Annotated in this window: 24 protein-coding genes; 7 read left to right on the plus strand and 17 right to left on the minus strand. The window is 39.7% G+C overall.

All coding sequences use genetic code 11. The features are described from left to right. Positions 1-61: 61 nt before the first annotated feature. Positions 62-1,354, plus strand: coding sequence for an O-antigen ligase family protein (locus HZA10_02850; protein MBI5195242.1), 1,293 nt, complete (start codon positions 62-64; stop codon positions 1,352-1,354). Here the strand turns inward: HZA10_02850 and rsmA are convergent. The 17 genes from rsmA to HZA10_02935 all read right to left on the minus strand — a co-directional run bounded on the left by rsmA (position 1,313) and on the right by HZA10_02935 (position 15,712). Then, the gene (gene rsmA, locus HZA10_02855) at positions 1,313-2,146 is read right to left on the minus strand and encodes a ribosomal RNA small subunit methyltransferase A (protein ID MBI5195243.1); all 834 of its coding nucleotides are present in this window, start codon (positions 2,144-2,146) and stop codon (positions 1,313-1,315) included. The two genes, HZA10_02850 and rsmA, sit on opposite strands and share 42 nt — an antisense overlap. Positions 2,147-2,321: 175 nt before the next feature. Then, the gene (locus HZA10_02860; GenBank protein MBI5195244.1) at positions 2,322-2,858 is read right to left on the minus strand and encodes a hypothetical protein; all 537 of its coding nucleotides are present in this window, start codon (positions 2,856-2,858) and stop codon (positions 2,322-2,324) included. A 4-nt stretch (positions 2,859-2,862) separates the two neighbouring features. Continuing rightward, on the minus strand, positions 2,863-3,219 hold the full coding sequence (locus HZA10_02865; protein MBI5195245.1) for a hypothetical protein: 357 nt from the start codon (positions 3,217-3,219) through the stop codon (positions 2,863-2,865). A gap of 2 nt (positions 3,220-3,221) precedes the next feature. Next, positions 3,222-3,983 carry a TIGR04255 family protein gene (locus HZA10_02870; protein MBI5195246.1) on the minus strand — a complete coding sequence of 254 codons (762 nt, stop codon included), beginning with the start codon at positions 3,981-3,983 and terminating at the stop codon, positions 3,222-3,224. Positions 3,984-4,062: 79 nt separating this feature from the next. After that, a complete protein-coding gene (locus tag HZA10_02875) occupies positions 4,063-4,311 on the minus strand; it encodes a TnsA endonuclease N-terminal domain-containing protein (GenBank protein MBI5195247.1) in 249 nt (82 codons plus the stop codon). Positions 4,312-4,555: 244 nt separating this feature from the next. After that, complete coding sequence (locus tag HZA10_02880) at positions 4,556-4,843, minus strand: type II toxin-antitoxin system RelE/ParE family toxin (protein MBI5195248.1); 288 nt, start codon at positions 4,841-4,843, stop codon at positions 4,556-4,558. Then, entirely contained in the window at positions 4,844-5,104 is a 261-nt protein-coding gene (locus HZA10_02885) for a type II toxin-antitoxin system Phd/YefM family antitoxin (GenBank protein MBI5195249.1), read from the minus strand. It abuts the gene before it with no gap. A 199-nt stretch (positions 5,105-5,303) separates the two neighbouring features. Continuing rightward, the gene (locus HZA10_02890; GenBank protein MBI5195250.1) at positions 5,304-8,492 is read right to left on the minus strand and encodes a UvrD-helicase domain-containing protein; all 3,189 of its coding nucleotides are present in this window, start codon (positions 8,490-8,492) and stop codon (positions 5,304-5,306) included. Further along, positions 8,489-8,635 carry a hypothetical protein gene (locus HZA10_02895; GenBank protein MBI5195251.1) on the minus strand — a complete coding sequence of 49 codons (147 nt, stop codon included), beginning with the start codon at positions 8,633-8,635 and terminating at the stop codon, positions 8,489-8,491. Before HZA10_02895 ends, HZA10_02890 begins: the two co-directional genes overlap by 4 nt. Next, the gene (locus tag HZA10_02900; protein ID MBI5195252.1) at positions 8,632-11,373 is read right to left on the minus strand and encodes a PD-(D/E)XK nuclease family protein; all 2,742 of its coding nucleotides are present in this window, start codon (positions 11,371-11,373) and stop codon (positions 8,632-8,634) included. The genes HZA10_02895 and HZA10_02900 overlap by 4 nt, the downstream gene beginning before the upstream one ends. 264 nt (positions 11,374-11,637) lie before the next feature. Then, entirely contained in the window at positions 11,638-12,660 is a 1,023-nt protein-coding gene (locus HZA10_02905; protein ID MBI5195253.1) for a type II toxin-antitoxin system death-on-curing family toxin, read from the minus strand. 234 nt (positions 12,661-12,894) lie between these two features. After that, entirely contained in the window at positions 12,895-13,116 is a 222-nt protein-coding gene (locus tag HZA10_02910; protein MBI5195254.1) for a hypothetical protein, read from the minus strand. After that, the gene (locus tag HZA10_02915) at positions 13,113-13,571 is read right to left on the minus strand and encodes a nucleotidyltransferase (protein ID MBI5195255.1); all 459 of its coding nucleotides are present in this window, start codon (positions 13,569-13,571) and stop codon (positions 13,113-13,115) included. The genes HZA10_02910 and HZA10_02915 overlap by 4 nt, the downstream gene beginning before the upstream one ends. Further along, positions 13,531-13,716 (minus strand): hypothetical protein, encoded by a 186-nt coding sequence (locus HZA10_02920; protein ID MBI5195256.1) that lies wholly within the window; start codon positions 13,714-13,716, stop codon positions 13,531-13,533. The genes HZA10_02915 and HZA10_02920 overlap by 41 nt, the downstream gene beginning before the upstream one ends. A 267-nt stretch (positions 13,717-13,983) precedes the next feature. Continuing rightward, positions 13,984-14,649 carry an endonuclease III domain-containing protein gene (locus HZA10_02925; GenBank protein MBI5195257.1) on the minus strand — a complete coding sequence of 222 codons (666 nt, stop codon included), beginning with the start codon at positions 14,647-14,649 and terminating at the stop codon, positions 13,984-13,986. Positions 14,650-14,824: 175 nt separating this feature from the next. Further along, positions 14,825-15,163, minus strand: coding sequence for a histidine triad nucleotide-binding protein (locus HZA10_02930; protein MBI5195258.1), 339 nt, complete (start codon positions 15,161-15,163; stop codon positions 14,825-14,827). Between the two features lie 228 nt (positions 15,164-15,391). After that, positions 15,392-15,712 carry a divalent-cation tolerance protein CutA gene (locus tag HZA10_02935; GenBank protein ID MBI5195259.1) on the minus strand — a complete coding sequence of 107 codons (321 nt, stop codon included), beginning with the start codon at positions 15,710-15,712 and terminating at the stop codon, positions 15,392-15,394. Between the two features lie 597 nt (positions 15,713-16,309). Here HZA10_02935 and fabG point away from each other — a divergent pair. The 6 genes from fabG to HZA10_02965 all read left to right on the plus strand — a co-directional run. After that, positions 16,310-17,053, plus strand: coding sequence for a 3-oxoacyl-[acyl-carrier-protein] reductase (fabG, locus tag HZA10_02940; GenBank protein ID MBI5195260.1), 744 nt, complete (start codon positions 16,310-16,312; stop codon positions 17,051-17,053). A 4-nt stretch (positions 17,054-17,057) separates the two neighbouring features. Continuing rightward, complete coding sequence (locus HZA10_02945) at positions 17,058-18,290, plus strand: beta-ketoacyl-[acyl-carrier-protein] synthase family protein (GenBank protein MBI5195261.1); 1,233 nt, start codon at positions 17,058-17,060, stop codon at positions 18,288-18,290. Positions 18,291-18,312: 22 nt separating this feature from the next. Further along, on the plus strand, positions 18,313-18,552 hold the full coding sequence (locus HZA10_02950; GenBank protein ID MBI5195262.1) for an acyl carrier protein: 240 nt from the start codon (positions 18,313-18,315) through the stop codon (positions 18,550-18,552). A 16-nt stretch (positions 18,553-18,568) separates the two neighbouring features. Continuing rightward, positions 18,569-19,012 (plus strand): 3-hydroxyacyl-ACP dehydratase FabZ, encoded by a 444-nt coding sequence (gene fabZ, locus HZA10_02955; GenBank protein MBI5195263.1) that lies wholly within the window; start codon positions 18,569-18,571, stop codon positions 19,010-19,012. Beyond that, the gene (locus HZA10_02960; GenBank protein MBI5195264.1) at positions 19,005-20,216 is read left to right on the plus strand and encodes a beta-ketoacyl-[acyl-carrier-protein] synthase family protein; all 1,212 of its coding nucleotides are present in this window, start codon (positions 19,005-19,007) and stop codon (positions 20,214-20,216) included. Before fabZ ends, HZA10_02960 begins: the two co-directional genes overlap by 8 nt. Positions 20,217-20,242: 26 nt before the next feature. Then, positions 20,243-21,542 (plus strand): hypothetical protein (locus HZA10_02965; protein ID MBI5195265.1); only part of this gene is annotated, 1,300 nt, incomplete at its 3' end.

Below are 21,542 nucleotides of genomic sequence, written 5' to 3' on the forward strand. Positions count from 1 at the left end.
TCAAAAAGTTCAACTTTGAACGATTTAAAACAATATTGAACTGTTTAAACTTGATAAAACTATGCAAAAAGAAAACTTAAATGCTTTTGAATCTGTTTTAGAGAAAACTCTGCATATATCGTTATTCATTTATCTTTTCCTTATCATATTCCCCCATACGACCACCCTGCTTGAAATTGCCTTCTGGCTGGCATTTTCTTCTTGGGCAGTATTAAGATTAAAATTTAGAAAACATGAGCCCTTTATACCTTTAAATCAAATTACCATTTCCATTTTCATATTCATTCTTATCGCTCTTATTGCCTCTCTTGCCGGAATGGACCCCATTGATAATCTAAAGCAGTTTAAAGGGGGGCTTTTGATACCGCTGAGCCTGTTTTTAATTATTGTCACAGAATATGATAACTGTGAGAAAATCAAGGAACTTCTGATTGCGCCTGTTTCTGCCTTTGCCATCTATACAATGCTGGTAGTAAATGAGTCATTTATCTGGGGACTCTCATATTACTGGGATCATTTCCTTGAAAAATATACTGTATGGCTTGACGGCTATACAGGGAAGGGCATTACTATCTTTCCGCTTTCATTAGGCTATTTTTTACTTATCCGCACCAATCTGCGCTTTTTATTGCTGATTTTTATTTTTTTAGAATTTGCAATTATGGTGGGCGTTAGAGATATTTCCTGCTTTGGAAGCATTGCTTTTGTGATATTGTTAGGAGCTTTATTTGCCAGACCTGAAATCTATAGATTTTGGATTAGGGCGTTTATTCTTACGCTGTTATTTAGTGGCGCAATAGTTTTTTATATGCATAAAGACAACCCGGTTATGGATGAATATAAAGCCAAACTATATCAGATTACAAATCTCTCCGATGAGATAAAGACAGGCGGTTTCTCCAATAGAATCCCTATGTGGAAAGCGGCTGTAGACATTATAAAAGACCGGCCGCTGTTAGGCTATGGCTGGGGCATGAAAAAATATCCTAAAATACTCGCAGAAGAAAAATATTTAAATAAATGGAAGACCGATAAACCGGAAGTATACAACCTTTTTGCCCCTCTTAAAGGCAAATACTTTCTTCCGCCTCATAACTTTTTTCTGGAAATAGCCGTACAAGTCGGACTATTGGGACTTATATCAGGCATTGCTTTTATTGGAATTTATTTGTTTCAGTTGATCAAAATCTCTATAAGATCTAATTCTGATATGGAGCGCAATTTTTTCATAATCCTTATTGCAGGAACAATTCTTGGCTTTATAATACCAAATCTGATGAGTGATAAATTAGGCGGTATCAGCGTAAAGATTTTATTTGTCGTTCTGGGCGCCGGCATGGCTAAAAAAGAGTAATGCATCTGAAAGCCTTGCAAAGTCTTTTATGCTTAAAACCTCAGGCCTTGATTTAGGGTCTATATTTGCTTTATGCACAGCCTCTTTAATCTGTGAAAGGCTGAAGGCTGAAGGTTGAAGGTTGACTTCAATTTCTACTAATGACCTGAGGCTATTCATTATAGTTTTTCTGCGGTGTGAAAACGCAGTCCTTACAACTTTAAGGAAAAGTGTTTCGTCTTTTATCTTATAAAGCGGTGTTGGCGAAACCTCAAAATGCACAACTGCAGAATCTACTTTTGGCGGAGGGGTGAAAGAGCCGTGCGATACTGAAAATTTTAATTTCGGTTTTGTGTAAAGCTGGGTTGTAATGGAAAGAACGCCGTAATCCTTTCCGCCGGGGGATGCAATAATCCTCCGTGCTACTTCCTTTTGCAGGAGCAATGTCATACTTGTAATCTTCTCTTTGAATTCAAGCAGCCTGAATAAAATAGGGGTGGTGGCATAATAGGGGATGTTTGCCACGACCTTAAATGTGCCGTTTATTGTTTCATACGGGAATTCCATTGCATCAGCCTCTATTATTTCTACGTTTGATTTTCCGGCAAAAACCCCTTTCAGTTCTGCGGCAAGTTTTCTGTCAAGCTCCAATGCGAGGACCTTTTTTGCGCGTTCGGCTAAAATCCTTGTCATTATGCCTTTGCCCGGACCTATTTCAACGACCGTGTCCGCAGGTGTTATACCGGCGCAATCAACGATTTTCTTCAGTATCCGCGGGTCAAAAAGAAAATGCTGTCCAATGGGACGTTTCATTTAAGTTTTAGTTTTCAATAATGGTTTAAAATTTGATTTTTTAGCTAAAAATCAAATGGCAAAGTAATTATTTATTAATGGGTTATACGTATTTATTGCTAAATTTACAGCTTTTTTAGCTAATTATCTAAAATTAAGCTAAAACCCATAAACCATTTCAATGGTACGTATCCTATTACTTGAATTGAGGAATATCTATAGGCAACCCTACTCTCATAAAGAATCGGGCATATGCCTGTGAAAGGTGTTCTCTATAAGGGGGAAGCAACCTTAATCTTTTAGCCTGCTTTTTTGAGATATCGTTTATAAGATCAAAATGAACACTATAAGTATTCCTAAAATCAGCAACCATGTATTCTCTCTGAAAACCATTAATCACACATTTGTTCAACAAATGGTATCCCGGCATATTTCCCTGTCGTAAAGTCTCTTTCCCTTTGCTACTTTTTATAAAGGCTTCTCGAACTTCGAGATCACTCAACTTCCATAAGGGACAAACGAGAACTAAATCAAGTTTCTTGGAGGCAAGATCACATGATTGGCTCATGATAATGACATCATATTCAACAATTTCAAAAGATGGCGTTGCTCCTTCTTTCAAAACAGCATCGTATACTGGTGCAAAAACAGGGCAAGATAATAAAAAGTCACCTTGTAACACAGGTTCATCATTATCAATAATTTCGTACCACGGGAATTCTCTTTTTGGCATACCTTCAACTTCCTGTATAGGGATATTCGGGGATAACTATTTGTGGCTCGGCCTTTCTAACGCAAACTATCTTTGCTTTAATAGTATATTTTTTCTTTGGAGGCATTTTCACAAAAATATCGTGCTCAAGCATCTCTTCTGGAATTATTTCTTTATATTTGTATGTTTCATTTTCAGGAATTAATGCCGTGCTTCCTGAATAACTTGCAATATCAAATTCCGGATAATAGCCAGACGTGTAACTCCCTTTTACTATAGGATAATTAAGATTCCAGGCTCTATCTTCGCCATCTGTGGAACTGGAACCAAGCCTGATAAAATTTACTGGTTCAATTCTGTTTGATGATATTGTATCTGGCATTATTATTCAAACCTCCTTTCAAGTTCACCTGCAATTAGTTTAAAAAACCAGTCATCTGTCAAGTTATGGGCATCGTTCAACCAATCGGCAATTTTCATAGAGACTTGCTTATTCGTAGATTGAACCATGGTTTCCCATATTAAAGCATCTGCATTTTCTTTCTTTCCTCTCATAAATCGTAAGTGAATCACTCCATCCGGTTTAGTACAAGGATATGAAAATCGCCAGTCAAGAGATATCGGAACGGAATCAACACCTGTATCACTAAAAAGTACATTATATGGTCGTACAGTAGTTTTCATCTTTTCTGCCATGAAATCGTAAATATTGTTTTCTTTAAAATCAAACTCAACTGCATCAATATATCTAAGAAGGAGACTGTTGAAATTGAGATTCTTAGATTCAGGATACATTTCTAAAAGTGTAGTTACAGCACGACGGACTTTATATTCGAACTCCTCCCAAATATAACCATCCGTATCATTTACGGTGAGAATACCCGGGCCTATCTGGATGAGTGGCCATTGATTTTTGTCTTTTCTAAATCTGTGCTGAATCACATGACCTGCAATATCGTCAGGTAATGAAGATGCGGGTAAAGGCTCATGATAGGGGTAGTCTTCCTTTAGTTTCGAATATAGACTACCAACAAGGATTTTATAGTGAGGGTCTACCTTGATACCTTGACTTATTTCCTTTAGCTCCCATTTTACTTCAAAAATAGCTTCAATAAGTGGTTTGTTTGTCAGAACCTTTCTCGGCATCAATCCTCCCTCCTGATAATATTATCATAACATTTAGGTTTTTAGTTGGAAAAGTATTAAGTGCTCATGATAAACACTATCAAATCGTCGCAATAAAATATTCCATTCCCCTCTGTTTACACCACATCTCCGCCGCCTTGCGTTTACGCTGCACCTCGTTGGAATCAATGCGGCTCGGATCTTTAACCTCAATAAGCGCTCTTCTTCCGTCTGAATACTCAACAATAAAGTCAGGCACATAACGCCGCTGGTGTTTCTGTCCGTCTATCCACGGGATGGAAATACCGTGACGCTTCATCCATTTTTTTACATCGGGATCAGCATCCAAGCGAGCCATCATTCTACGCTCTAAATCGCTGTCATAGCGTTCAAAGTTATATGGACTTTTATTCGGATTTAAAAAATTGCCATGTTTACTGCTTCGCAATGATACGTTCTGATGGTAATCGTTTCAATCTCTTCGTCCCGATCGCAAGTGAACTCAAGTTTAATGTTTTCAGCGAGGTTGACAACAGTTTTGCAATGGGGACAAAAACCAGTTGACACAGAGGGTATGTTAAAGAGAACGTTGTTCATTTTTCTCTTTGCAGGAGTTTTAGGGTTTCTTCATATATAGTCTTTCTGGGTCCTATGGCTACAACGTTAATAATACCCTTGTCTGATGCAGTGTTATAAATCACTCTGAATTTACCGACTTTAAAACTTTGCAGTCCCTTAAGTTCATCCTTTAATGCCTTGCCTGACAGGGGGTCATTTAAAACCGTCTGCAGTGCGGCTTTAATCTTTCGTTTTAGATCCGGGTGCAGGGTGCGGACTAATTCCGCTGTTTCATTAGATATTTTCAGTCTGCGGATGTTCATTTAGCTGAACAGTTCCTCAAGCGTATAGAGCTTTGCTTTGCCTTTTCTCAAAGCCGCCAAGCCTTTTTTAATCTCATCCATAAATACAGCGTCAGAACGTATAGCGACCGTCTCTTTCCAACCCTCAAACTCATCGGGGCTGACAAGTACGGCGGCTGGAGAGCCGTTTTTTGTTATGACAACCTCCTCATCGGTTTTGTGAACCGAATCCACCAGACTGCTCAGTTTCATCTTTGCCTCAGAAAGCGATAATGTTTTCATTGAATCAAACCTCCTTTCTGGTTGACCAGAATTAAGACTAATATAACATAAATCTGCCGCTTTATCAATACAATTAAATAAATGAAGAAAGTATTGCTGCACTGTCATTGCGAGCGACCGAAGGAAGCGCGGCAATCTCGTTGTAAAGTCAGAGATTGCTTCGTCGCTCCGCTTTTCGCAATGACATAAAAGCACTTGATCAACAGACTTCTTTCACCTCTCCTATATGTGTAAAGACAATAAATGACTTCACATTTTTTGTCCCAAAAATCTGGCTCACTGCCTTTTTATATATGCCGAGCTGGAAGGAATATTCTTTGAGCAAATAATCAATCTCATTTTCTTTCACAGGGAAGGTCTTGTAATCATAAACATTGTAACAGCCGTCTTTAACTATAATTCTGTCTATCCTTCCTGAGTAAACGACGGTTTTTAGCGTTTGGCGTTCAGCGTTCGGCGATAGTTCCAAAACAAAGGGAAGCTCTGCAAAGGAATTTTTCTGAGGCATGATGATATCCTGCCATATGCCCTTTTGCTTAAGAAGGGCAATATCCCCTTCAATAACTGAGAGCAGGCTTTTCTGCTGTTCTTTTAAAATTACATCAGGCATAAGCAGTTGTTCAGCCATGCGCCTGATGTTACTTTCTGTAAATAACTTTTTTGAAATTCCTTCAAAAATCCTGTGGATTACATCACCTAAAATCAGCCAGTCTTTGCCATGCCTGCGTTTTACAGTTACAGCGTCGGCAACCTGCATCCAGCCGGGACTTTCCGGAGTGGAAGCTGTGTAAGTGTCAAAGGGTCCAGTTGCATAAGCACCCATGCCTTTTCTTAATTCTTTGACACTTTGATACTTTAACGCTTTGATACTTTTTATATTTTCGCCTGCATATTCTTTTTTATACAAAGCAGTAAACTCTTCCTCTGACATTACGGACAGCCCCTCAATCTGTGCGTTCATTTGATAACTGTCGTTGTCCCTGCAGAGCCCAAGCCCCTGTTTAAGAAACATGAGAAAACTATGATTACCTGTCTCATTCCAGCATCCTGTGAGAAAGAGCGCATCTTCAGCCCTTGTGACAGCGACATAGAAAAGCCTCTTTTGCTCTTCTATCTCTTTTTCAAGATGCTCCATAAAATCAGCATCCTGTTTTCTGATTGCTGATTCAGGCTCGTATATGAAAAAGAGCCGTCCGTTTTTTTCAGATACAAGGCTGTCGGCTGTCTTTAATTTGAACTCTTCTTCAATGCCCGGGACAAAGACGACGGGGAATTCAAGCCCTTTAGATGCATGAATGGTCATTATCTTCACTGCATCCATGCCCTCTGTATTGACATTTGCCTTAGGCTCATCGTCTTTGTCATATGTGTGCTGAAGGAAATCGCGCAGTTTAATCAGGGATCTGCCGTCTGCCTCCAGTTCCTCTATTATCCGAATGAACTTTTTAATATTTGCCCTTCGCTGAGGTTCATGAAAATATTTCCAGGCCCCTGTCTTGGAAAGCGCTGTTTCTATTAATTCCGCAACTGGCAAGTGCGGGAGTTGTGAAAGTAATTCCTGCAAAGATGCCCCGGTAGCTTTTGTCTCATCTGCAGTCATTAATTTTGAAAACAGGCAGTCCCCTTCTGTGCGCATTGCCTTTATAATTACAGCTTCATCAAGCAGAAAAAGAGGGCTCTTTAAAAGGACATAAAGGCTGTAATCGTCCTTTGGATTTGAAAGAAAATAAACGAGCGCCCTCAGCATTGCCGTTTCAGGCTCCTGATAAAATCCAATGCCCTTGACAGCGACAAATGGTATGCCGTAATGCCTGAGCGCCTCCTCGTATTTCTTCAAATGGGTTCTTTTTCTTAAAAGGACGGCAAGGTCTATGTATTTGCAGGTCCTCTGGGCTTTTGTCTTTCTGTCAAAAATCACATGGCTGTTTATCAAACACTGTATTCTTTTGGCAATGAGTTCAGCCTCGCTTTTTTTTGTTTGTGATATAGGCTCCTCTTTGTTTTCAAGCAGTAACAGCTCTACCTTTCCGCTCTGAGACGGCTCCAGTCCCTCTGTGAAACGGGCAAAATCCAGACGGCTGTAACCTGTCTTCCAAAAGGGGCTGTCTTCCCGTGCATCCATTAGCTTTGGAAAGACATGATTTGTGAAATTTATTATTGCAGGAAGGCTTCTAAAGTTTTCCTTTACCTCTTCATAATAAAACTCTTTGCCGAGCCATGCGTTCAGTTTTTCTTTCGCCCGGCTGAAAAGCTCAACATTCGCGCCCCTGAAAAGATATATGGACTGCTTCCCGTCGCCTACAAGGAATATTGTCGGTTTTATGCCCTCTTCCCTTTTTGCGCCGAGACCGGAGCGCCACTCTTCTGTAAGGCTGTCAATTATTGCCCACTGAAAATTGTTTGTATCCTGAAATTCGTCAACAAGGATATGGTCTGTTTTTTCATCAAATGCATAGAGGATATTGGCCCACTCAGGATTTTCCATAAGCAGTTTGTATGCAAGATATTCAAGGTCGCTGAAATCAAGAATTCCCCCCAGCCGTTTTTTATTCCTGTATGTCTCATTGCATTTCATAAATATGCTTTTTATTCTCTGCGCCCTTTCTGAATGTTCTTCAAGTTTTCTCCCGGTCCAGTACAAATACATTTTTAGCGCCCAGCCCTGATAATCTGTAATGTTTTTAAAGCTTGCGTGCGGGCGCTTCCTCGGCTCTTTGCTGCCGGTTAAAAAATATTCTTCTGACATGGCAAGCCTGCCGCTGTCTTCAAAAACTTTATCATAATCTTCACTTGCCGTCCCGGCGCCGGGCCAGTTTTTAAGTTCTTCTATCAGCGAGGCGGGAACGGGCAGGGGACATACAAGTTCAGCCTCTATGGAGAACGGCCGCTTTTCATAAAGATAATTTATTATACCTTTCAGGTCTGCAAGCCCTTTGAAACCTTTTTCACTGATGGTCTGAAGGATCAGATTATAGTCATCATCTTTTTTCCGGCTTCCTATGCCCATCAGGATTTCATAGATGATTTCTTCCCATGCAATACGCGAGTTGAGCGCTTCTTCTATCCTGTAATTGGGGTCAATCTCCGCTTCAAAAGAAAAACGCCTGAGCAGTGTGCCGCAGAAGGAGTGTATGGTTGTAACCCTCATTAATGACACCCTCTCAATTAATTTACTGAATAATTCAGTTTCTTCATCTTTCAGTATCCTTAAAATCCTTTGCTTCATCTCGGCAGCGGCCTTATCTGTAAAGGTAATGGCTAAAATCCGCTCCGCCTCAACGCCGTTTTTAAGCAGGGAGATATAGCGCCTTGCAAGCTTCTCTGTCTTTCCCGAGCCTGCAGGCGAGGAAATGATGACGCTTTTAGTTATGTCAAGATAGTTGTTCATAAAAAACTTTCGTCAGGTTGCGATATGCGCAGGATGTTTTCCTTAAGCGGATTTTTTCGCTGATAGGCGAAAACCTCGGAGTCACGAGACTTCGGGACGAGAATGAGCGAAAGGAATATATCCTGTGCATATACATTACTCACGCTCCGCCTCCTTTACACAGTGCCCGGTGCTGACAGTATCTGCATTTATTTTCTTTAACCTCTGAAGGCATAAACATTCCCTCTCTCATTTTTTGCACAAGCTCCTTAGTAATCTGTAATGTATCCTGTATGAACTCCTCCATACCCTGTTTTTTTGCAGGATACCATGCAATGCCGCCGTCTTTTAAAGAATAAAAGCCTGCCTTCTCCACTATGCCTTCATTTTCTTTCTGCCACATGGCTGAATAAAGAGGAAGCTGGAGGCTGTCTTTGTCAATCCCGCCGGTCTTGTAATCCAGAAGGATAAAAGAACAGGGTTCAAGGGTTCGTGGATTCAAGGATTCAAGTGGTTGTTTTTTTGACCCCTTGACCCCTTGACCCCTTGACCCCTTTATATCAACCCTGTCTATTTTGCCCTTAAGCCTCAGCCCGTTAATCTCTGCTTTCAGTCCCTTCTCAGATACATGCGGCATAAAGCCCTGCATTTTAATTTCCGCCTCCTGCGCTTCAATCATCGGTATCAGCCGCTGAAATATTTCCCCTGCGACCTTTGACCAGAAATCGCCGAGCGGGAATTCCGCAAGCGTTAATTTAAGTCCCTGCATAATCCGGCTATTTATATCATTAAGTCCGATATCTCCGTCTTTATATAAATATTCCATCACTTTATGGGCAAGCTTTCCCCAGAGCATTGCCTCTACTTCAAACTTAGGCGGTTTTTCAATTTCAAGCCTGAGGACTTTTTCAATATAGAATCTAAGCGGACATTTCCTATATGCCTCTATGTCAGTAACGCTTATAAAGACATCCTGCCCGAAGCGTTTTGACAGCAGGTTTTTTATTTCTCTTTTTTCCGGCAGTTCTCCGTTCCATAAAATCCCTGTAAACTCTTTTTGCTCAGAGAAACCCTCTGCAATCAGGCGCTCTTCATCCGATGGGAGATTTAATTCCGGCATTGCAAGGCTCTGCCCCCAGTCAAGAAACGGCGATGGAAGAAAGGGCTTGTCGCCTTCGGCAGAAGGACATGAAAAATAAGGCTCAAGGAGCGGTAAGTTCATGAGCCGTTTGAAATACCGCTTCTGCCTGTCCAAATAATATTCAAGAAACGGCAATCCAAGCGCCTTTTTGACTTTTTCAGGCAGTATGGGGTCAATACTGGGTTTGGACGGGAATTCGTCTTCAACCATGCCTCCCAAAAACAGCGCTTTTGATTCATGCCCTGCCGCAACTTCATATGGCACAACCCTTACACCGTCTTTGTCAATATCCGCGCCGCTTAATCCGGTGAACAAATGCCTCAAATAAATTCCGGCTTCTTTACTGCCTGCGCCAGCGCCAGATATTCCGGAGAATTGCCTTAACTCTGAAAATAGACTGTTTATAGCTTCTGACAGGGACTCATCAAGAGACTCCGGGAAACCGAATTTGTTCAGGGCATTTTCCATATTGTCTGTATAAGAAGCGAGGTCTTTTGCAGATTTTATTTCATCAAGAATCTCCATAACTGACCGTATTCCTTCCTGAACTTCAGCAATCAGGCTTTCCTCTTCTTTTGTGAATTGCTCACCGCTGAAATCAAGCAGGACTATTTTCATTGAAAGCCATGCTTGTTTCCCTTTTAAAATACCCGCCTTGTTTGCATATGCAACTGTCCACTCCTTAACAACAGCGGGAATTTCAGGGAAATGCGCTGAGGTAAGAAAGGAAAGAAACTCATTCCTTGGATAGTCGTCTTCAAGGCATGTAATCATATCTTTAACCGTTGTAACTGGAGCTGAATTTGATAAATCATAGCCTTCAATGCTTAACGTTAGCCCGTATTTTTTAAAGACCCTTCTGAGCATCGGCAGATACTTTTGAAACGCCGGGAAGGAAATAATTATCTCCTGCGGACTTGTGCCTTCAAGGATTAAGCCCTTTACCCCTTTTGCAATTCCCTCTACCTCATCCTCCATTGAGGGGTATGTGAAATAACCTGAACCTCTTTTTGGGAGGCCTGCCTTAATTGTATGCATCTCAGATAGTTCTGGGTTTTGTTCAAAGAACTTTAAAAATCCGGCGTCTTTATCCAGAAGCGCAATAAATCTGCCTGTCTTCCCGATGAGCGCTTTTATAATTGCAAGTTCCAGAGGGGTTGGATCAAAAAAACCATCAAGCACAAGCAGGGAGGGATTTAAATTCTCATTTATAAGAGGAATGCTTTCTTTTGCCGCTGACTCATAATTAATAAGCCCTTGTTCTTCAAGCCGCTTCTCATAACTTTCAAGAATCTCCATTGCATTTACGGCGCGTGCCATTGCCTTTTCTTCAAAGATAAGTTCCTTTATTTCCGCTTTAATCTGAGAAAGGTCTTTATCCGTGATGTAGTGCCTGATTTTATAAAGAAGCTCTGATAAAAGAACCGCATAACCGATATTTTTTTCTTTGAAGGATTCACCTATCAAAAGAGGTCTTATGCCGCTGGAGATGATTTTTTTTCTGCCGTAGGTTTCATAAAGATTTATGTACAATTGTTTTAAAGGGAAAGACTGGAAAGGGATATAGGCAGTTTTTTTGTGTACGGTCTTCAGATAAGAGAAAAACCCTTTTTTTGCCTCTGCCTGGCTGAAAGAATTAGGCGTAATGTACAGGACGCCGGAATAATTACCCGCAGGGCAGGAATCAACGATTTTATTGAAGATGTTTGCCTTTTTATCCCTTGCGCCCGGAGGGGCGATAAAGACAGTTCCCTTTTTCACTTGAACTTGTTATTCCCTCATCTTCGTCATTCCGTCCCGACGCATCGGGAATGCGGAATCCAGAAAGTCGTTTTCCTGGATTCCCGCCTTCGCGGGAATGACAACATACAAAATAGTTATTTTATTTTGGATACCCCGCGGCAAGCTGCGGGGAGGTTCATTGCCTCAGCGTTATTTTATCATTATAGATGAAAACTATGACAGCAGGATGTCAGCGCAGGTTAGAGAGAGGAGATTTTTTGTAAGAGGTCTTTATTCATTGTTCTAATATTCATTAAGTAAATTTGTAATTAATGCTGTCATGGTTTCTTTTTCTTTCGGTTTGCTCTCAGCAATTAAAAGGGCTATGGCTACCAGAGTATTATCATTGATTTTAGCCTCGCCGGTAGATTTCAGCAGGTAATTATTCTTGTGCAGGAACAATATAAACAGAAACGAGCCTATGCGTTTATTGCCGTCAATAAATGGATGATCCTTTATTATGAAGTAAAGCAAATGGGCTGCCTTTTCTTCAATGCCGGGATATAATTCTTTCCCTCCAAAGGTCTGATATATTGTAGATAAAATGCTTTCAAGTCCTTTTTCCCGTTCAATCCCGAATAATTCTGAAGCTTCTTTTTTGTCAATCAAATCCTTTTTTAATGATTCAATAGCTTTTTGAGCCTCTACATATTTTATATGTCCGGCAGGTTTTGATATGCCTTTGGAAATGAGATTAATATTTTTATTGTCATACTGCTGTAAGAGTATCCATGACTTTGCATAGCCTGTAATAATCGCCAAAAGCCCAACAGCTTCTTCTCTGGTAAGGACAGTATCAGCAGTTTTTTGCAAAAGAGCCACAGCCTTTTCAAGTTCTTTTAGTCTGGTCTGCTGTTGTTCTGTTAACCTTTTTTCATTTAACGAAAAACCCTTAACGATATGTTCCTTTAAGACCTTTGTCGCCCAGATGCGGAATTGAGTGGCGCGCCTTGAATTGACTCTGTAACCGACCGAGATAATAACATCAAGGTTGTAATATTTTGTTTTGTAGATTTTTCCATCTGCGGCAGTATGTGCAAAAATTGCACATACTGAATTCTCCTCTAATTCTCTATTCTTGAAGACATTATTAACATGCTTGGTGATGACACTTCTTTCGGTCTTGAAAAGTTCCGCAAGTTGCTTCTGTGTAAGCCAGACCGTATCCTGCTCCAGTTTTACATCAAGCCGGGCTTCCTTGTCATCAGTTGCGTAGATGACAATTTCGCCATGCTTGGGTGAGATGTTTTTATTTTTCTGGGTCATTTTATTTTAGACTCACAGGATAATAGTATTTGAGCGACATATTTCATTTTTTCTTAATACAATGAGTGTATTAAATGGACTTGCCTCAGCATTATAACAGAAAAGAGCACAGGCATAAAAGTGGAAGCAATTTTTTTCATCGCTAAAACCAATATTGCTACGTTTTGTGTTTACGTAAAGAATTGTAATTTGTGTAACACTATGGTTAAATTCTTCCCTTGAAGCTGAAGAATGTCACAGCCTAAACCTTCCCCTTTTCCCTGCTGAAAATCTTGCTTTTATTAATCGCAACTGCTTATCAATTTCACTGAAAATTTTATTCACCTCATCTTCTGCATATTCATAAGAACTTTTGTTGGAGCAGTTGCCGAGTATCCGGATTTTTTCAAGAATCTCATTTGTCCTTTTTGATGCCACCCGCTTAAAACGCTCGTGCCTTGTTTCTTCTGTTTTCATTCTTTTTTCTTTTCGTGTTTTATTTTTTTAATTTTATGTAAATTCTTAAGGTCTTCTAAATCTTTATTCCTACCGGCAGCCTTCTTCATAGTTATGAGATCATCAAGCGAGGCAAAATAAACAAATGTATTGCCGAATTTTGCTTTTACTTTATTTTTCCATACCTGTTCAAAAGTAATGCCTTTAACAAACGGATGAATATCAGATTCAACTGCATACTGCCGGATCAATAATTTTCTCCGAAGCAAATCTTCAATCTCAACATCTGTTACATCATATCCAAATTTTTTCAATGCATGCAAAGCTCTTTCTGCATTTAATCGTTCAGGTTTTATAAAAATATCAATATCAAGAGTTGAACGGGCATACCCGTGGACAGGAAATGCGGTTGCGCCAATAACAACAAAATCAACTTTACTTTCTTTTAATAATTTCAAAAGGTTTTCTGTGACCATGCTTCTCCAATAATTCTCTTGTTTCTTTTGATTTTTGAAACATCATTTCAAAACGCTGGCGGGTTGAAAGAGACAGCAGGTATCTTAATTCAAACTCCCTCTCTTTCTTTTCGTTATGCTGATTTAATTTTAATATTGGACTCATAAAGTAACTTTTCCTTGCATTATTTACATTTATCTTAATATATTACTGCGTAATTGTCAAGAAATAATTTTATATATTGTAAATAGTAATGATATTTATACGTTATTTAGCGTTTAATTTAGTAAACATATTGTTTTATAAAGTAATTATTTGTACTTCAACCAACTCAGAAAGATTCTGAACAAGTCAGAATGACATAATGAAAAGTTGTTTTCAATTTTGATACCTCGTCCCGAAATATCGGGACTGCGGGGCAGTTCATTAATTTCAATGAGGAATCTTTTTCAGCGGGCACTTTTCGCACTTTGGTTTGGGCTTGCAGTAATCTTTCCCAACTATTACAAATAATGCATGGTATTCGTTAAATAATTTTATGTCCTCCGGGAGGTTTTTGTGAAAGAGTTCCTGAATTTCATGGTAAGTCGCCTTCTCAGGGATAATTTTATGCCTTGAAAGAACTCTTTTTGTGTAGGCGTCAACGACAAAGACGGGCTTATTTAGGGCATAAAGAAGTATTGAATCCGCCGTCTCCGGCCCTATGCCGTTTACCTCAAGAAGCTGATGCCTTAGTTCATGCGCATCTTCTTTCTCCATTTTTTTCATACTGCCTTCATAATGATTTAAAAGAAACTTTAAAAACTCCCTGAGCCTTTTTGCCTTTATATTGAAGTATCCGGCAGACCTGATAAGTGCTGTAAGTTCCTGATGCGGCATATCATGAAGGGTTTTTGCGTGGAGGGCGTTTTGTTTTTTAATATTATTTATTGCTTTTTCTACATTTCCCCAGTTTGTGTTTTGCGTAAGTATGGCGCCCACTGCAATCTCAAACGGCGTATCCCCGGGCCACCAGTGCTGGGGGCCAAAGGCGCGGTAGAGGGTGTTGTAGATGCCGGTGAGGTTTTTTTTATGGTTAATTTTTATTATTTTTTTCATACATATATTTCTGTCATTCTGGCTCTTGTCCGCCTCAGGCGGATAAATCCAGAATCTTTTTTAAGAAAGATTCCGAACAAGTCGGAATGACAAGTCCGACAAGCGGGAATGACGCCTTTTCCACAATAACTTATAACTGTTAACTGTTAACTAAATTTTGGCAATTTGCCAAAATTTACCCCGGCGGCCAGTGCATAATCCTTCCGCCCAGAAGATGCAGGTGTATGTGATATACGGATTGCCCTGCTTCGGAATTACAGTTTAGCACAAGCCTGAATCCGCGTTCGGCGATATTTCTGTCGCGCGCAATTTTGTTTGCTGCCTGAAAGAGCCGTCCGATTAATTCATTATTATCAGGCCCTGCCTCAAGCATGGTGGATATATGCTTTTTCGGCACGACAAGTACATGCACTGGCGCCTGCGGATTTATATCCTCAAAGGCAAACACATGTTCATCTTCGTAAACAAATTTTGATGGTATTTTCCTGTCAATAATTTTGCAAAATAGGCACATTATTTTATCTCCTTATAGTTAACAGCGTATTGTCAAAATTAACCACAGAGGACACAGAGAAAATATAAACATCATTTACAATGTTTCTTCTGGATTCCCCGATTAGATCGGGGAATGACATCTATTTGAGAGCACAGAGCAGCACTCAGTGCTCTCTGTGGTTATTTTCTGTAGAAAAATCTGTGTAAATCTGTGGTTAATTTCAGTTTTATTTTCCGCTGTTGTTAACTATCTGCCGATGACTTCTGTGTTCAGCCACTTAAGATATTCCTCAGATCCCTCAACGATTGGCAGGGCTATTATCTCAGGCACGCTGTAGCTGTGAAGCTCCTTAACTTTTTTTGCAAGGGCATTAAATAAATCTTTTTGTGTTTTTGCTATCATCAGCGCCTCAGCGTCGTCTTCTATTTTATCCTCCCACCTGTAGATTGAACGTACGGACTTAACTATGTTGACACATGCCGCGAGCCTTGCTTCCACAAGCGCGCGCGCAATTTTAACAGCCGCCTCTTCGTTAGGCGCAGTGATAAATATAACAATTTCGTTCATAATCACTCCTTTTCATAATTTTACAGGATACAATAATTTTAACACAAGAATTTTTACATTAAGCTGTTTAAAAGGGTGCGACATTTTTTGCACCCAGTAGGTGCTGCAATTCACGCCTACAGCCTTTATTCCCAGACTTTTGCAGAGATTTTAAAAATTTTGCTATAAAAATTTGTCGCACCCATCCTAATAAATCCAAAAAAAGTTTTTAATTTTCTATGACATTGATTTTTAAAAATAAAATTAAATTCATATGCCTTTATTATTTTCATTAATAAGAATATATATTTTGCTTGATTTTTTTTACTTATGTGTTTATAATTTTTACATATGCAGGTTTTTTGTATTCTGCGAAAAGGAGTTTATAAAGCAATAAAGGATAAACCCCTTAACAAAGTCAGGATTTCATTCTCACCAGTCAGGATACTTTTTTTTCAAAATCATCATCGCAGTATAATCCAAATTCTATTTCAACAGGTACGGACACCTGTTTCATGATACATATTTATAAGGTTAAAGGTTTTAATGCATAGAATTTCTATGGGTTATTGTATACCCGCGCCAGTGAATTATGTATAAAAAATTTTCATGAAAAAGTTGCTTGAAAATAAAGTGGCTGTCATCAGCGGCGCTGCAAAAGGGATAGGCCGGGCTGTTGCTATAGAATTAGCCGGTGAAGGCGCGAATATAAGCTTTAATTTTCTAAAAAGCAATAAAGAGGCAATGGATATGGAGAAGGAAATAAAGGATTTGGGTGTGAATGTTAAATCATTTCAGGCGGATATTAAAAACTATGATGATGTGAAGTCATGGGTGGATAATACAAAGGAGTTATTTGGAGGCATTGATATTGTAATTAACAATGCCGGCATAATCAGGGACAGGGCGCTGGCCCTTATGGCTCCTGATGACTGGCGTGAAGTGATTAATACTAATTTAGACGGGACCTTCAATCTTACGAGGGCGGCTATTGTGACATTAATAAAACAGAAGAACGGCATTATAGTCAATATCAGTTCAGTAAGCGGCATTACGGGCATGCCCCGGCAGACTAATTATGCGGCTTCAAAAGCAGGAATAATCGGGTTCACCAAATCTCTTGCCAAAGAAGTTGCGCCTTATGCGATCAGGGTTAATGCGGTAGCTCCCGGTTTTATTGAAACGGATATGCTTAAAGATTTAAAAGAAGAATACAAAACTCAGATGATAAAACACATACCACAGGGCAGATTAGGCAAACCAGAAGAGGTGGCAAAAGTTGTAAAATTTTTGGTTAGCGATGATGCGCGTTATATTACCGGGCAGACAATAATTATAGACGGCGGCATGAGTACGGTATAAGAGAATGAGCAAGAGAAGAATTGTAATAACAGGGCTTGGGGTAATTGCGCCTAACGGCATAGGGAAGGAACAATTCTGGGGCGCATTGAGAGAAGGCCGCTCCGGGATTAAGCCGATTAGCCGGTTTAATACAAGCAGGTTTAAATGTAAATCTGCAGGTGAGATATCTGATTTCAAACCAACGTATTTTCTGGGTCATAAAGGTTTAAAGGATATTGACAGGACTACAAGGCTGCTGTGTTCTGCCGCAAAATTAGCCATAGAAGACGCAGGATTAAATATTAACTATAAAAATACTGATGATTTCGGGGTCTGCACGGGAACTACTTTGTCTGCGCTCTGGAATATTGTTGAGTTTGGTAAAGGACTGATAGAGGATGGTCCGCTTTTTACTGATGCCGCGCTTTTCCCGGGAATGGTAATAAATGCAGCTTCAAGCCAGGTTTCAATCCGGTTCAATATACAAGGGTTTAATACGACTGTTTCTACAGGATACAGTTCAAGTATAGATGCATTGAAATATGCAATAGATTTTATCAGATTGGGACGGATTAAGGCGGTTTTAGTAGGCGGGGTGGAGAGTCTTTCTCTGGCAAGTTTTACAGGGTTTTATCGTCTGGGTTTTTTTGCCGGGATAAATGGCGAGGAATTATCCTGCCCATTTGACAGACGGCGAAATGGAATCATTTTAGGTGAAGGCGCGGCAGTTATAGTCGTGGAAGATGAGGAGTATGCGAGGGAAAGAGGGGCCAGTATTTATGCTGAAATTAAAGATACAGGCAATTGTTTTGATTCCTACAGGATGGGTAAGTACGAACCCGGAGCAAAAGGATTAAAGGAAAGCATAAAAAGGGCAATAGAAAATTCCGAATTGGACATTAAAGACATAGATTATATAAGTGCAGCGGCAAACTCTGTGCCTATGCAGGATAAGTTAGAGACAAAAGCCATAAAGGATGTTTTCGGCAAATATGCTTACAATATCCCGGTGAGCTCCATCAAGTCAATGATAGGCGAGACATTCAGCGCAGGCGGTTTGTTCCAGATGGCCGCTGCCATAGGCAGTACGGTTTATGGTTTTATACCGCCTACTGTTAATTACAAGGTAAAGGATAATGATTGCAATCTTGATTATGTAGCAAATAAATCCAGAACAGTCAGGGTAAGAAATGTATTGATTAACAATTGCGGACCCGGCGGAAGTAATGCGTCGCTAATCATATCCAAATATCAATAAAAAGGAGATTGTAAATCAAGCTATGCCAAACAGGTTAGAAGAGGAATTGAGGCAATTAGTTTCAAATGTTACTGAGGTACCGGTAGAAAAACTGACGCTTGATGCAGACTTTTTCAAAGATTTAGTGATTGATTCATTAAAGGCGATTGAGATTGTAGCCGCCTTTGAAAAAAAGTACCGGATTATTATCCCTGAAAAAGATATCCCTAATATCAGAAATCTGAGACAGATAATAGAATATACTAAGAATATAAAGCTATAGTCCGAGGGTTGGTGTAATGATTTTTGATAAGGAAAAAATCAAATCTATTTTGCCGCATCGGGAGCCGTTTCTTTTTATTGACGGGGTTATTGAGATTAATGGCGCTGAAAAGGTTGTTGCAGTCAAACACATAGAGAACGATGAAAGCTTTTTTGAAGGACATTTCCCCGGCAGACCTATAATGCCGGGTGTTTTAATGATAGAGGCCATGGCGCAGGCTTCAATAATCCTTTATTACATTGCCAAGCCTGAAATAGTTAAGACGAACCCTGATTATTATCTCGGCAATGTCAAGGCAGAGTTTATTTTACCGGTATATCCGGGGGATAAACTCATTATAGAAGTACGCGGTGTAAAGATTCTGGACTATGCTGCAATTACGGATTGTGTGATAAAGGTGAAGGATAAAATTACGGCTAAGGCAAATCTTGTTTTTGCCGTTAGAAGTAAGAATGAATAACAGAAGAGTTGTAGTAACGGGAATCGGAGTTGTTTCGTCTGTGGGAATAGGCAGAGATGAGTTTTGGAAAGCCGTAATAAACGGCAAATCAGGGATAACAAAGGTTGATTCATTTGACACCAGTGAATTCAGGTGTCACTATGCCGGTGAGATTAAGGACTTCAGACCGGAGGATTTTATTGCAAGGAGGAAAGTGCAATTCCTTGGCAGGACCTCACAATTAGCCATATCTGCCGCTGCCCTGGCGTTAGAAGATGCCGGATTATCTCCGAAGGATATTAATAAAAAAGGGGCAGGCGTTATTATCGGAACAACTATGGGTGAAAAGCCTTTGGAGGAATCCATTGATATCTGGTTTATGGCAGGGGCAGACAATATGAGCAAGACAAAAATACTTCAGTCTTCGGCGAATAATATACCTGCTAATGTTTCCAATTATTTTAAACTTTTGGGACCTAATTATCTTATTCCAACGGCATGTGCGGCAGGCAATTATGCCATAGGTTACAGCTTTGACTTAATAAGAAAAGGGGATTTGGACTATGCTGTAGCAGGCGGCGCTGATTCATTCTCCAAGCTTGCATTCAGCGGCTTTCACCGCATCTATGCAATGTCCCCTGAAAAATGTCAGCCGTTTGATAAAAATAGAAAAGGCATGATGGTCGGCGAAGGAGCAGGAATTCTTATCCTTGAGTCGCTGGAGTCTGCATTAGAAAGGAACTCAGGCATATATGCAGAAATAGCCGGTTATGGACTTAGCTGTGATGCCTATCATATGACTGCCTCTCAGGTAGATGGTATTGAAAAGGCAATGCGCAAGGCTTTAAAGGATGCAGACGTTGAAGAAAGAGAAGTTGATTATATAAACGCTCATGGAACAGGCACTCAGGGCAATGATAAGAATGAATGTGCTGCCATTAAGAGGGTTTTTAAGCAAAAATTTAAAACAGTTCCTGTGAGTTCTATAAAATCAATGCTGGGTCATCCTATGGGCGCTGCTTCTGCGATTGAGGCGCTGACCTGCTGCCTTGCAGTTAAAGAAAATATCATTCCGCCGACTATAAATTTTGAAAATACGGATCCAAACTGTGACATAGATTGCGTTCCCAACAAAGCAAGAGTAAAGAAGGTGAATATCGCATTAAATAATGGATTTGCTTTTGGAGGCAATAATTCTTGCCTGGTGATTAAGAAGTTTCATTAATAATATTAGTTATACAACTCAAAATTATGACAAGAGAAAGAAGAGTGGTGATAACAGGGATAGGTCCTATAGCTTCCACAGGAATCGGGAAGGATGTGTTTTGGGAAGGGATTTTAAAAAAAAGGGTCGGTTTAAGATTAGAGGAGATTAATATTGACGGGGAAGAGTGGGATAAATTTTATTTTCATAAGGTAGAGGATTTTGATATTGAAAAATTTAGTATTAAGAAGGATATAATTGAGAGCATCCAGACATGGAAAAAAGGGAAGGAAGACAAAGACCTTTTATATTTATTGGCGGCAGTTAAATTAGCCATTGATGATAGTAGAATTTCTTACGATGAAGAGAATAATGATATTGGATTATTCTTAACAGCTGAACATCCCGGGTTTGAACCTTTCTGTGAAGCAATAATCAAAGAAACTACGGCATATCTGGAAAAAAATCCATTTAATAGTAATTTTTCTAAGCATAAATTGTTTAGGCATGTGTTTGAGCATTTTTCCATAAAAGGTTACGACCTTCAAAGCTTTATGTATCTTTATTTCGTTGCCAGGGCATTTGGGATTCACGGATATTCTTTATTTAGCAACAATGCTTGTGCGTCGGGTTTATTTGCTATGGAATCCGCAGCAAGACAAATTAGATACGGCGGAAGTAACATTATTTTGCTTGCAGGGGTAGATGTCGCTAATACCATGTTTAAACATTTGTGGTTTAAAGAACAGAACCTTTATGCTGAGGATGGAAGGATAAAACCTTTCTCAAAAAAAGCCGATGGTATAGTTCTTGGCGATGGAGCTTCAGCACTGGTTTTAGAAGAAATGGACTGTGCGTTAAATAGAAAAGCACATATCTATGCAGAATATCTTGGTGGGGGATTTTCACTGGAGGGCTGGAAAGTGACTGTGCCAATGATAGGAAGCTTATCGTATCAGGATGCAATAAAAGGCGCTTTAAAACAAACTCGTTTGAAGCCGGAGGATATTGATTTAATAGTTCCCCACGGAGTGGCGATTAAAGTAACCGATGGATATGAAGCAAAAGCCATTACAGATATTTTTGGTAAAAACAATCAAAAGCCTTTCATAACGGCATTTAAACCGTATGTGGGGCATAATCTTGGAGGAAGCGCTATTTTAGAAAGTATTATTCTTTTGCTATCTATGGAGAAAGATTTAATTCCGCCGGCATTGAATTGTGATGAGGTGGAACCGAAGTATAATATTGATATAGTAAGAGACTTTGTTCCGTATTCTTTAAATACAGCAATGAAGTTATCCTGCGGCTTCGCAGGGTATAATGCCGCGGCAATATTCAGGAAAC

The sequence above is a fragment of the Nitrospirota bacterium genome, assembly GCA_016212185.1.
GTDB lineage: Bacteria > Nitrospirota > Thermodesulfovibrionia > UBA6902 > DSMQ01 > JACRGX01.

Coding starts and splice junctions, on each gene's coding strand:
- HZA10_02850 (MBI5195242.1), top strand. CDS start 62: ATGCAAAAAGAAAACTTAAATGCTTTTGAATCTGTTTTAGAGAAAACT.
- rsmA (MBI5195243.1), bottom strand. CDS start 2,146: ATGAAACGTCCCATTGGACAGCATTTTCTTTTTGACCCGCGGATACTG.
- HZA10_02860 (MBI5195244.1), bottom strand. CDS start 2,858: ATGCCAAAAAGAGAATTCCCGTGGTACGAAATTATTGATAATGATGAA.
- HZA10_02865 (MBI5195245.1), bottom strand. CDS start 3,219: ATGCCAGATACAATATCATCAAACAGAATTGAACCAGTAAATTTTATC.
- HZA10_02870 (MBI5195246.1), bottom strand. CDS start 3,983: ATGCCGAGAAAGGTTCTGACAAACAAACCACTTATTGAAGCTATTTTT.
- HZA10_02880 (MBI5195248.1), bottom strand. CDS start 4,843: ATGAACATCCGCAGACTGAAAATATCTAATGAAACAGCGGAATTAGTC.
- HZA10_02885 (MBI5195249.1), bottom strand. CDS start 5,104: ATGAAAACATTATCGCTTTCTGAGGCAAAGATGAAACTGAGCAGTCTG.
- HZA10_02890 (MBI5195250.1), bottom strand. CDS start 8,492: ATGAACAACTATCTTGACATAACTAAAAGCGTCATCATTTCCTCGCCT.
- HZA10_02905 (MBI5195253.1), bottom strand. CDS start 12,660: ATGACCCAGAAAAATAAAAACATCTCACCCAAGCATGGCGAAATTGTC.
- HZA10_02910 (MBI5195254.1), bottom strand. CDS start 13,116: ATGAAAACAGAAGAAACAAGGCACGAGCGTTTTAAGCGGGTGGCATCA.
- HZA10_02915 (MBI5195255.1), bottom strand. CDS start 13,571: ATGGTCACAGAAAACCTTTTGAAATTATTAAAAGAAAGTAAAGTTGAT.
- HZA10_02920 (MBI5195256.1), bottom strand. CDS start 13,716: ATGAGTCCAATATTAAAATTAAATCAGCATAACGAAAAGAAAGAGAGG.
- HZA10_02925 (MBI5195257.1), bottom strand. CDS start 14,649: ATGAAAAAAATAATAAAAATTAACCATAAAAAAAACCTCACCGGCATC.
- HZA10_02930 (MBI5195258.1), bottom strand. CDS start 15,163: ATGTGCCTATTTTGCAAAATTATTGACAGGAAAATACCATCAAAATTT.
- HZA10_02935 (MBI5195259.1), bottom strand. CDS start 15,712: ATGAACGAAATTGTTATATTTATCACTGCGCCTAACGAAGAGGCGGCT.
- HZA10_02945 (MBI5195261.1), top strand. CDS start 17,058: ATGAGCAAGAGAAGAATTGTAATAACAGGGCTTGGGGTAATTGCGCCT.
- HZA10_02950 (MBI5195262.1), top strand. CDS start 18,313: ATGCCAAACAGGTTAGAAGAGGAATTGAGGCAATTAGTTTCAAATGTT.
- fabZ (MBI5195263.1), top strand. CDS start 18,569: ATGATTTTTGATAAGGAAAAAATCAAATCTATTTTGCCGCATCGGGAG.
- HZA10_02960 (MBI5195264.1), top strand. CDS start 19,005: ATGAATAACAGAAGAGTTGTAGTAACGGGAATCGGAGTTGTTTCGTCT.